The 10655-nt window shown below is 70.8% G+C and carries 12 protein-coding genes and 1 pseudogene; 11 read left to right on the forward strand and 2 right to left on the reverse strand.

The window, feature by feature from the left end:
- Positions 1-121 precede the first annotated feature (121 nt).
- Positions 122-1522 carry an NsdA family TPR-like regulatory protein gene (locus ABTY61_RS15025; protein ID WP_350505406.1) on the forward strand — a complete coding sequence of 467 codons (1401 nt, stop codon included), beginning with the start codon at positions 122-124 and terminating at the stop codon, positions 1520-1522.
- A gap of 138 nt (positions 1523-1660) precedes the next feature.
- Positions 1661-2431: a DUF5710 domain-containing protein gene (locus ABTY61_RS15030; protein ID WP_350505407.1), complete on the forward strand. Its 771-nt coding sequence runs from the start codon at positions 1661-1663 to the stop codon at positions 2429-2431.
- An 86-nt stretch (positions 2432-2517) separates the two neighbouring features.
- On the opposite strand, the gene ABTY61_RS15035 is transcribed toward ABTY61_RS15030, so the two are convergent.
- Positions 2518-3183, reverse strand: coding sequence for a hypothetical protein (locus tag ABTY61_RS15035; protein ID WP_350505408.1), 666 nt, complete (start codon positions 3181-3183; stop codon positions 2518-2520).
- A 360-nt stretch (positions 3184-3543) separates the two neighbouring features.
- A complete protein-coding gene (locus ABTY61_RS15040) occupies positions 3544-4161 on the reverse strand; it encodes a ComEC/Rec2 family competence protein (RefSeq protein WP_350505409.1) in 618 nt (205 codons plus the stop codon).
- Between the two features lie 291 nt (positions 4162-4452).
- On the opposite strand from ABTY61_RS15040, the gene ABTY61_RS15045 reads away from it, so the two are divergent.
- From ABTY61_RS15045 to ABTY61_RS15085, 9 genes and pseudogenes are all read left to right on the forward strand, one after another.
- Positions 4453-5196, forward strand: coding sequence for an aminoglycoside phosphotransferase family protein (locus ABTY61_RS15045; RefSeq protein WP_350505410.1), 744 nt, complete (start codon positions 4453-4455; stop codon positions 5194-5196).
- 199 nt (positions 5197-5395) lie between these two features.
- Positions 5396-5584, forward strand: a pseudogene (locus tag ABTY61_RS15050) (helix-turn-helix domain-containing protein); the annotation flags it as partial.
- A 36-nt stretch (positions 5585-5620) separates the two neighbouring features.
- Positions 5621-6595 carry a transcriptional regulator gene (locus ABTY61_RS15055; RefSeq protein ID WP_350505513.1) on the forward strand — a complete coding sequence of 325 codons (975 nt, stop codon included), beginning with the start codon at positions 5621-5623 and terminating at the stop codon, positions 6593-6595.
- Between the two features lie 154 nt (positions 6596-6749).
- Positions 6750-6908, forward strand: coding sequence for a hypothetical protein (locus ABTY61_RS15060; protein ID WP_158515428.1), 159 nt, complete (start codon positions 6750-6752; stop codon positions 6906-6908).
- Positions 6905-7321 (forward strand): ATP-binding protein, encoded by a 417-nt coding sequence (locus ABTY61_RS15065; RefSeq protein WP_350505411.1) that lies wholly within the window; start codon positions 6905-6907, stop codon positions 7319-7321. Before ABTY61_RS15060 ends, ABTY61_RS15065 begins: the two co-directional genes overlap by 4 nt.
- 206 nt (positions 7322-7527) lie before the next feature.
- Positions 7528-8634 carry a radical SAM protein gene (locus tag ABTY61_RS15070; RefSeq protein WP_350505412.1) on the forward strand — a complete coding sequence of 369 codons (1107 nt, stop codon included), beginning with the start codon at positions 7528-7530 and terminating at the stop codon, positions 8632-8634.
- A 5-nt stretch (positions 8635-8639) separates the two neighbouring features.
- Positions 8640-8774: a hypothetical protein gene (locus ABTY61_RS15075; RefSeq protein ID WP_262987101.1), complete on the forward strand. Its 135-nt coding sequence runs from the start codon at positions 8640-8642 to the stop codon at positions 8772-8774.
- A gap of 62 nt (positions 8775-8836) precedes the next feature.
- Complete coding sequence (locus ABTY61_RS15080; protein WP_350505413.1) at positions 8837-9649, forward strand: aminoglycoside phosphotransferase; 813 nt, start codon at positions 8837-8839, stop codon at positions 9647-9649.
- An 11-nt stretch (positions 9650-9660) separates the two neighbouring features.
- On the forward strand, positions 9661-10581 hold the full coding sequence (locus ABTY61_RS15085) for a phosphotransferase family protein (RefSeq protein WP_502895324.1): 921 nt from the start codon (positions 9661-9663) through the stop codon (positions 10579-10581).
- Positions 10582-10655: the final 74 nt, after the last annotated feature.

Here is a 10655-nt window from a genome sequence, read left to right on the forward strand (position 1 = left end):
ACCGCGAGCGGCGAAGGCAATACCCTCGGTGATCCGGCCTCGGTGCCGGATGTACGACTTCTCGTGCCCAGTCGCGTACGACTTCCGCGCAGAGCCGCGCGGACCGATTGAGGGGGACGCTGTGGCGTCGACCACCCGCCGGGCCAAGCCGCCGAACGAGGCTCTGGCCCGGATGATCGAAAAGTGTGAGGGAGCCAGCCATAAATCGCTGGCCCTGCGCGTGAACCAGCTGGCCGGCGAGACCGGGCTGACCACCACATATACGCATACCTCGGTCGCGAACTGGTGCCGCCGGGGCATGGTCCCGGACTGGCCGGTGCCCAAGCTGCTGGCCCAGGCGATCGGCGAACGGCTCGGCCGGCCAGTGCAGTTGGCGGAGATCGGTATGGCGGATGCCGAGACGCCGGACGCCGCGGTGGGGTTGGATTTCCCGCGAGACCCCGCCGACGCCGTGCGCGTCGCCACTTCGTTCTGGAGCTCCGTGAACCGCCGCGACTTCCTCACCGGAACGGGCTTCGCCGTCTCCGCGTTCACCACCCCGGTCACCCGCTGGCTGGTCACCCCCGCCGACGGCGACGCCGCCCACCGCGGCCGCGGCCGGGTCGGCACCGCCGACATCGCCGACATCGCCGAACTGCGGGACGCCGCCGCCGACGCCCGGCGGTGGGACTCGAAATATGGCGGCGGGAACTGGAAGGCCAACTCGGTGACGGCCTGCCTGCAGGAACGGGCGGTGCCCCTGCTGAACGGCTCGTTCAGCGACGACGTGGGCCGCGAGCTGTTCTCGGTGACCGCCGAGCTGTCCCGCCTGGCCGGCTGGACCGCCTTCGACGTCGGCCAGCACGACGCCGCCCAGCGGCACTTCATCCAGGCCCTCCGCCTCGCCCGGGCCGGCGGCGACGTCGAGCTCGGCTGCTATGTCCTGACAACCATGGCGATGCAGACCCTGCTGCGGGGCTTCGCCAGCGAGGCCATCGACATGACCCAGGGCGCCTTCGAGCGGTCCAAGGGCCATGCCGCCCCCAGGGTGCTGGCCTTCACCAAGCTCATCGAGGCCCGGGCCCACGCCCGCGACAACAACGCCAAGGCCGCCTCGGCCGCACTCACCGTCTCCGAGAACCTGCTCGACCAGGCACGCGACGGCGCCGGGGAACCGGCCTGGATCGACTTCTATCACCACGCCCGGCTCTCGGCCGACGCCGCCGAGGTCTTCCGCGACCTGAAGAACCCCAAGGCCGCGCTGGCCTGGAACGCGCAGGCCGCCGCCATGCCCACCGGGGTGTTCACCCGCTCCGTCGGCATGCGGCTCGCCATCGTCGGGACCGCCCACCTCCAAGGCCGCGACCTCGACCAGGGCCTCGCACTCGGCAACCAGGCCATCGACATCCTCGCCCGCGTCCAGTCCAGCCGGGCCCTGGACTACGTCCGCGAGTTCAACGCCGCCCTCACCCCCTGGCGCCGGGAGACCGCTGTCCGCGACTTCCTCCACCGGACCCGGGCGGAACTGGGGATCGCCGCCTGACTCGTGCTGCTGCAGGCCATCCGCGGCGGGCGGCAAACGGTCGGGCCTCGAACGGTTCGCCCTGTTGTCCGGCGGCTTGTCGGCCCCTGTCCGTAGGGTGGTCGCGCGACCCGCGGAACAGCAACAAGGAGTGGGGACATGGCAGTTGAGCGGATCTGGCTGGACGTTCCGTTCGCGGAGAAGGACGAGGCCAAGGCGCCCGGCGCCCGGTGGGACCAGTTCTTCCGACGCTGGTATGCCCCCAGGCCGGGCATGACCAGCCTGGAGCGGTGGGTGCCGGTCTCGGAGATCCCGTCGCTCTTGCCAGGGGAGGACCGCTCGCTCGGCAGCAGCCTGTTCGTCGACCTGGTGCCCGACAGCTGCTGGTTCACCAACGTGCGGTCGTGCGTCTCCTCGAAAGACTGGGACCGCCTGCGGCGGGTGATCTGCATGAGGGCCGGGAAGCGGTGCGAGGCCTGCGGTGCGGGCGAGGACCGGGAAACGGAGCGGTGGCTGGAAGTCCACGAACGATGGACTTATGACGAGTCCCACCAGGTCCAGACCCTGAAGCGTCTGATCTGCCTGTGCTCCGACTGTCACACCGTCACGCACTTCGGCTTCGCCCAGGTCAGGGGGCTCGACGCGCAGGCCCGCGCCCACCTGATCAAGGTCACCGGCATGACGCCCGTCGAGGCCGACCAGCACATCAAGCGGGCCTTCGACGTGTGGCGAGCGCGCTCTCGGCTCACGAGGACGCTCGACCTCAGCATGCTCACCAACATCGGGATCACCGTGGCTCCGCCGCCGGACGCGGATGCCCGGGCCGGTGTCGCTCAGGAGACCTTGCGCGCGAAGGCAGCCGGGGCGTCCAGCAGTGTCCCCCGACAGCAAAGGCCCGATGACCGGGCCCAGACCCGCCGCGGCCGGTAAAGAGTGCGGGCCGCCCGGGGCCCGGTCCAGTAGCGGCACGGACGAGGAAGATCCACGACCCCGTACGTGACACGCTGACAGCTCGGTCACACGTCCGCCACCGGGCGCCCGATCTTGCGGGCGAAGGCAGCAAGCCACTCGAGGTCCAGCGAAGGCTCGATCGCCAGGGCCGCCCAGCGCGGTAGCGGCTCGCTCGCCAGGAACGCGGCAACGGCATCGCGATCGACGGATCGTTCGTGGTAGTCCTCGGCATCCCTGCTGACGGTCTCCACCCTGCCGTCCGCGAGCACACCGAGCAGCTGACCCGCTCCGTCGGACTCACCCTCGGCGAACACCACCGGCCCGCACTGCCACGCGGCGGCGCCGGCCTCGCGCCATGCGCACACCGTCGCCTCGAAGAACCCGTCGTCGGACTGCAGCTCCGGGTCTGCCGCATAGTGCGCCAACCCTGCCGGAAGGCCGTCCAGCAACCCAGGCCAGTGCGCTCCGGGCCGCTTCCGCGCGACATCGCTCTCGTAGCAGTAGCCGTAGAGGAGGACCCCGGCCGGATCGAAGACGATCCCGTACAGATCGCCGGAGCCGTCCTCCATCGTGGCCAGGTCCACCCCTGGGCGCCAATTCGACTGATAGTCAAGCCTCTCAGCCTGGCAGACGCTTTCGGTGAGAAGGATGTCGAGCAGCTTCAGCGACCGGCAGCGGGCCCGCAGGACCTCCGGCTCGGGCAGCCTGGACACCAATCCGTGAACGTTCATGACGAGCATTGAACAGGACCACACCCAACAGGCCGTCAGCCGGGTCCGCGCACCAGGGCATGGTGCACCTGGTCCACGATCTCGACCAGGGCGCTGTCCGGGACGACGGCCATCGCGTTGAGCGCGCAACCGGATCATGCAGTACCGGATCAACATGCTGTCCTGATCCCCGAAGCCTTGCCACTTGCCCCGACTTCCCTGACCCGCGGGCGCATTGGCCCGGCGGCGCGCTCCGGGCCTGCCCGGAGCGCGCCGCAATCCCTTTCCCCGGGGCCCCCGCCCCCTCCCACCCTCCCTCCACCTCCCCCACCCCCACCCCCTGCCCACCCCACACCGTGGAGAGAAAGAGGAGAGCAGGCGTCACCCGGGCGGGGCGCGGGGACCGCGGGTCGGGCGGCCCGATGAGGAGTGCCCGCCGCCCGTGCCATGGGCGGGCTGGGCATGGACGGCGACAGCGAGGGCGGACGGGGAATCGCCGGTCACGGCGATGTCCCCGACCCGGTCGGTACGCAGCACCGTGGCCCCCAGCGCACGCAGGTGGTCGACCGTACGGGGCGACGGATGCCCGTACGGGTTGCCCTCCCCGCAGGAGATCAGGGCGAGCCGGGGCCGCAGGGCGGCGGTCAGGCCCCAGTCCTGGTGGGCCGATCCGTGGTGCGCGACCTTCAGGACGTCCACTCTTCCGAGACGCCCCAACAGAGCGGACTGAGCCGGAGGTTCGAGGTCGCCGAGCAGCGCCATCCGCAGACCGCCGGCCGACGACACCAGCACTGCCACACTCGCGTTGTTCGCACCCGGCGCGTCGACAGCCACCCCAGGAACCGGTGACACCACCTCCCAGGACAACTCCGCACCGACCGAGCGCCGTTCACCCCGGCCCGCGCGCAGCAGCGGCACGCCCACCCCCGCCACCCAGGCCGCCACCCGGGCCACCTCTCCCGGCGGTTCGTCCAGGACCGTACCCTCGACCGCACCCACCCGACGCCCCCGCAACACCCCTGGCACACCCTCGACATGGTCCGCATGGACCTGTTCTTCGCGCTCAGCGTGTCTCATGAGACACGACGCCGGTAACGATTCAAGCGCTGGACCTGGGAAGCGCTGGTGCGCGCGAAGCCTCGGGGAACAGCGCGCCTCGACAGCTGCCTGACACAGCTGGAGCGAACGATCAAGGCGCGGGTCGACATCTCGCGTGGGCGGCCTGCCGCGGACGGCGGCCCGGTGTGACTGCCGCATCATGGACAGTGGCGATGGAAAGGAAGCAGTGGCATGCCCGAGACTGATGACGAGGTCGTCCCCCTGCGGGGAGGCCGCATCACTTCCGGCGTCGTCCGCATCGGTGACACGGTTCGGCGACCGGCCTCGGCCGCCTCACCGTTCGTCGCCTCCCTGCTTGATCTGCTGGAGAGTCGAGGCTTCACGGGGGCCCCGCGATATCTCGGTCGTGATCAGGTAGGTCGGGACACCTTCAGCTTTGTACCGGGCTGGGTTCCGCCCAAGTTCCGGCCGTGGACCGACGCGCAGGTTGCTGCGGCCGGCGCCCTGGCCCGGGCGATGCATGAGGCCACCCGAGGCAGTGATCTTGCCGGTCAGCGCCAGGTCGTGTGCCACCACGACCTGGGGCCGAACAACGCCGTTTTTCAGGACGAGATGCCCGTCGCCTTCATCGATTTCGACATGGCCGCGCCGGGCAGTCCACTGGAGGACGTCGGGTATATGTCCTGGCTGTGGTGTTCGTCCGCGAAGGCAGGGGCTCCTCCCGTGGATGTTCAGGCCACTCAGGTGCGCGTGCTGGCCGACGCCTATGGCCTGGCTGGTCCCGAGCGTGCTGTGCTGGTCGACGCGATGCTGGAACGGCAGGCCCGCAATGTCCGTTTCTGGGCAGAGGTGCAGGCCGGCTTCATGGCCGTTGAAGCCACTGACCAGCAGATCTCGGATCGCATCGCCTGGTCCCGGCGCGAGCACGAACACACTGCCGAGTACCGCAAAGTGTTCGAGGACGCCCTCAAGTGACGCCCACGTGAGACAAGCCGTGGGTCGCCTTCCGGGCCCTTGCATTGGCCTTCGGCCGATCCGGCGGGGCCGTGTCCCCTTCGCTACGCCAGTTCGATCCGGCGTCAACGCCAGTTGCCGAAACGATCTGTGGGCGGGCGACTTCGGGGGTACGGTCCCGTGCACACGGGTTCAAGGCGTGCACGGGATGGGGACCAGCATGGCACCTCCGGACGGAATCGGCATCGGCCAGCGGATCGCGGCCTACGAGGATGTGAGGGGTTTGAGCCATCGGCAGCTTGCCGATCGCGCTCACGTCTCGTACAGCCTGCTCACGAAGGTGGTGTCCGGGCACAAGCCGGCGACGCCGGAGTTCGTGGCAGCGGTCGCCAGGGCCTTGGGAGTTGAGCCGGGCGACCTGCAACCGCCCTCGTACAGTGACGGCATGGCCGATGACCCGCTGGTCCCGCTGATGGGGCCGATCCGCAAGACGCTCGACCTTTACGACCTGCCGCCGCAGGAGGCCGTGCGCCCGCGGGCCCTGCCGGCGCTTCGGGCGGCGGTGAAGCAGGTGAACGCGCTGGCCCAGGCCGCGAAGTACAAGCCGATGGTGGCGATGCTGCCGGGGCTGCTGGTCGAGCTGCACACGGCCGCGCACGAGTTCACTGGGGAACAGCAGCGGCAGGCATGGGGCCTGCTGGCGGAGGCATACCGGTGCGGGCACTCGGTCGGGATCGCGATCGGCCTGAACGACCTGTCCGCGACGGCCCTGGCCCGGATGGACTGGGCCGCCCAGCGGGCCGGTGATCGTGCTCCCGCTCTGCGGGCCGCCCGCGAGTACCTGCGGGTCACCGCCTACCTGCGCGTCGGCGACCTGGCGGCATGCCGGCGTCTCCAGGAGTCCGGCCGCGGCCACCTGGACGGGACCGACGCCAAGACGCCGAGCGCGCTTGTCACCGCAGGGCAGCTCCACCTCGGCTCCGCCGTGGTCGCCGCCCGCGCCCGGCAGACGGACGTGATGAAGCACCACCTGGACGAGGCCCAGAAGGTCGCCGTCAGGACCGGTGAACGGCCGGACCTGTCGCTGCACTTCGGGCCCACCAACGTTCAGGTCCACAGGGTAATGACGCTGGTGGAGGCCGGCGAGCACGACGAGGCCGTGGACGCCGCGAAGGGCCTGCAGTTCCCGGCCGGGTGGGCACCGACCAGGATCGGTCACCACCACATCGACCTGGCCCGCGCCTACCGGTGGACGGCCAGGCCCGAAGCCGCGCTCGACCAGCTGGATGCCGCGTACGCGGTGGCGCCCGAGCAGGTCTCCCGACACCCACTCGCCCGCGAGACCGTGATCGCCCTGTCACGCTCCGCTAGCCGCCGGAGTGTACGGCTGTCAACCTGGATCACACGAACGGGCATCTGACGATCTTTCACTTCTGGTGAAATTCACGGCCTTACATCAGCGGCATCGTGGTGTTCAGGCCCCCGCGACGTGAAGCCGGGGCATGAGCCCGGTCCGGACCCACGCGCGGTCCGGGCCGGCCTCCACCACACCGCTGATCCCTCTGGAGCCCGTGATGGCCGCTACCCGCCGCCCGCCGCACCCCGCCCCGGCGCCGTCCGGGCCGCGCAGATCCGCCGGTGACCGCCTGCGGCGGAGGGCCCTGGCCACCGCGGCGGCCGGCTGGGCCGACTTCTCCCCGGCCGCCGACCCCCGGATGCGCCCGGCCTCGTGAGCACGGCGACCGCCCCGGCGCCCACGATCAAGAAGCCGTCCATCGCTCACCTGCCCTACCGGCCCGAGTCGGCCTCGGCGGCCCGCCGCCTGGTCCGCGACAAGCTGGCCGAGTGGGAGCTGGACAACCTGATCGACGACGCCCAGCTGATCGTCTCCGAGCTCGTGGGCAACGCCTCCAAGACCGGCTGTCTCCTCAGGATGACCGTCGAGGTCACCCGGATCACCGCCACGGCGGTACGGATCTCGGTGACCGACGGCAGCCGTGTCTTGCCCGTGCTGATCGACGCCGGCTTGAAGGCCGAGGGCGGGCGGGGCCTCGCCCTCGTGCACCAGCTCACCAGAGGCCAGTGGGGCACCACCCTGGAGCCGCTGGGGAAGACGGTGCATGCGGAACTGCGGGGTGCGTCATGACCGGCCAGCACCTCGGCACCACCGAGCACACGCCGCGGCTCCACGGCCGCCCGGCCGCCCCCAGTCCCATCCGCCGAGGAGAAGGCCATAGACCCGTCCGACGCTCGGCCGAGCCGATACAGCCCCGCTGGGTTGGGGCTGCTGTCCCCGCACACCCGTTCCACTGCGTGACCCCGCCATCTCGCCCGCCGTCCAAGGGAGTGTCCATGCCCGACTTGATCGCTTCTCCGTTCCTGGACGGCTATGTGGCCGTCCGGCCCGGCCGGCGCGAGGGCCTGCGGATCGGCGCGGGCCGGTACCGGGAGCTCCTGGACGCGCCGCCGCAGGCCATGGTGCCCGGATGGCTCGCGGAGGCGGCCCGCAACGCCTGGGGCATGGTCCTGGACGGGCGGCGGCTCCACGGGACGGTCCTGGTCCGGCAGCCCGCCGGGCTCGGCTACGGCCGTGCGTCGTGGGAGATCAACAAGGGCTGCGACTACGACTGCGAGCACTGCTACCTGGGCCTGAAGAACTTCGAGGGCCTGGCCTGGGACGACAAGGTCACGATGTTGAACGTCGTCCGGGACTCCGGCGCCCTGTGGTTCCAGATCACCGGCGGCGAGCCGCTGATCGACCGCGACTTCCCGGCCGCCTACCAGTACGCGAACGAGCTGGGGCTGATGGTCTCGATCGCCAGCAACGGCAGCCAGCTGTCCAAGCCGCGCATCCAGGAGCTCTTCGCCCGCCACCGCCCCTACCTGATCGCGGTCAGCGTCTACGGCGCCACCGCCGCCTCCTACGACGGCATGACCCGCAACCGGGGCGCCTTCGACCGGTTCATCAAGGGCCTGGAAGCCTCCCGGGACGCGGGCCTGCCCCTGAAGCTGAACATCGTGGTCTCCGAGCGCAACGCGGAAGAGATCCCCCAGATGCAGGCGCTGGCCGACCGGTACGGCTTCCCGCACCACGTGTTCACCACGATGAGCCCGACCATCGAGGGCGGCGGCGAGCGGATGGGCACCCAGGCCGCCGACTACGTCATGCCGCGCAAGCCGTTCCAGGGCTGCAACGCCGGGCACACCTTCTTCCACGCCGACCCCTGGGGGAAGGCGTCGATCTGCAAGGTCGGCCGCGACCCCCAGTTCGACCTCATCACCGACGGCGTCGACGGCCTGCGCCAACTGGGCGCCGTCGCCGACTCCCTCCAGCTTCGCACCGGTGGATGCTCCGGCTGCGCGCTCTCCGGCACCTGCTTCACCTGCCGGCCGCTGGCCAAGCTCTACCAGGAGGCGAAGGCCCCGCTCAACACCTACTGCCAGCACGGAGGGAGGTAAACCCCATGCCGGTACCCGTAGCACTTACGCTCACCGAGCGGCCCCTTGAGGACGAGGAGGTCGTGTTCGTCGGCGACCTGGACGACGTCCTGGAGGTCGTCATGTGCTCCTGCTCGTCGAGTGATTCCCAGCCGTACTAGCTCGTCCGGTGGTGCCCCGGCCCATGTCGGGGCACCACCCACCGCCCCTCTGGAGTCCAGCAGTGTCGATGAACCGCCTCGCCTGGCACCACCTCCCGCCTGCCGCCCGCGCGGCCGTCCAGGAGCACACCGGCCCCGTCCTGACCACCGCCGACGCGTCCACCGGAGCGAACTCCGGCGTCGCCGTGAAGGCCCTGACCGCCTCCGGCGAGGTGTTCATCAAGGGCATCCCCGTCGACAACCGCCAGGTCAAGACGCAGCTGCGCGAAGCCGCCGTCAACCCGCACCTGCCCAAGTCATCTCCCCGGCTGCTGTGGCATCTGCAGGCCGGGGGCTGGGACCTGCTCGGCTTCGAGGCGATCGAGGGCCACGTCGCCGACTTCTCACCGGGCAGCCCCGACCTGCCCCTGGTCGTCGACGCGCTGATGGAACTCGCCCGCACGCCCTGCCCGGAAATCCCGCTGCTGAGCTTCTCCAAGCGGTACGCGCCCTACGGAGACACCCCAGAGCTGTTCGACGGGGACGCGCTCCTGCACACCGACATGGCCCCGCACAACGTCCTGGTCGACCACGCCGCCCACCTCATCGACTGGGCCTGGCCCACCCGTGGCCCGGGCTGGGCCGACCCGGCCGTCTGGGCCGTGCGTCTGATCGACGCCGGACACACCCCTCGGCAGGCCGAGCAGTGGGCCGGCCGACTGCCGGCGTTCGAAGCCGCGGACCCCAAGGTTCTCCTCGCTTTCGCCGAGGCCAACGCCCGCTACTGGCAGGAGGTCCACGCCCAGGCGTCGGCGGCAGCGTGGACACGGTCCATGGCCGCCTCCGCTCTCGCCTGGCGCGACCACCGGCGCGACCACTCGCTGGCCGGGAAGTGACCGACCCACCCATGGACCCGGCCCTGGTCAGCGGCCTCCTGGACGAGATCACCGACGCCACCGGCCGCCGGGCGCCGACCCGGCTTCCGCTGCGGGTCTGGTCCATGTCAGGAGTCGAACGGCTGACCTACCCCGACGGCACTACCGCCGTCCTGAAGTACGCGCGCGAGCCGTTCACCCAGGAGGATCGGATACTGCGGGCCGCCGCATGGGCCGGCGTCCCGGTGCCCCGTGTGCTCGGCTCGGCCCAGCGAGGCGGCCTGCTCGTGATGGTGCTCGAAGACCTCGGCGACCCGCAGCGCGAAGCCACCGACAGCGAAGCCGCCACAGCCGCCGCGCTCCTGCACGCGACCGCCCCGCCGCCGTCGCTGCCAACGCTGGATCAGGACACCCTGGCGGCCCTGCCCGGCAGAGCCCTGGGGCACCTGCGGCGACTGCAAGCCGCCGGCCGCTGGACGGAAGGGACCGAAGACCTCACCGGCATCCTGTACGCCCTCGCGCACGCCTCGAAGAAGAAGGCAGTCGGCGCACTGACCGCTCCCTTCGGCTGGGTGCACTCCGAATACCACCCGTCCAGCCTGCACATCGGCCCCCGGGGCTGGCACCTGCTGGACTTCGCCCACTCCTTCACCGGACCGGGCCTCCTCGACCTCGCCTCCTGGCAGGGCCTCACTCTCCGGCAGCCCCCGGATCCGGCACGTCTGCGCGGACTCATCAACGCCTACATCGCCGCAGGAGGGCCACGCGACGCGCTCGCCCGCCGCGGCGGGTTGCCCCCGGAGGCGTGGGCGCTGGGATGGCACCGGGTCTGGGCGATCGAATGGTTCCTTGAACAAGCACACCGATGGATCAACGACCCCGCCAAGGACCCCGGGGCCGTCAAAGTCGTTCGCCGCCATCTGATATCGGCGGCGGATCTCCTCGAGGTGTGAAGCAGGCCCCCACCAGCTGCGGGGCTACTCCTCCGTGGTCTTCACCCCCGAGGGCGCGACCGTGCTGACCGCCA

Source organism: Kitasatospora sp. NPDC096128 (assembly GCF_040303105.1).
In the GTDB taxonomy this organism is placed as follows: Bacteria; Actinomycetota; Actinomycetes; order Streptomycetales; family Streptomycetaceae; genus Kitasatospora.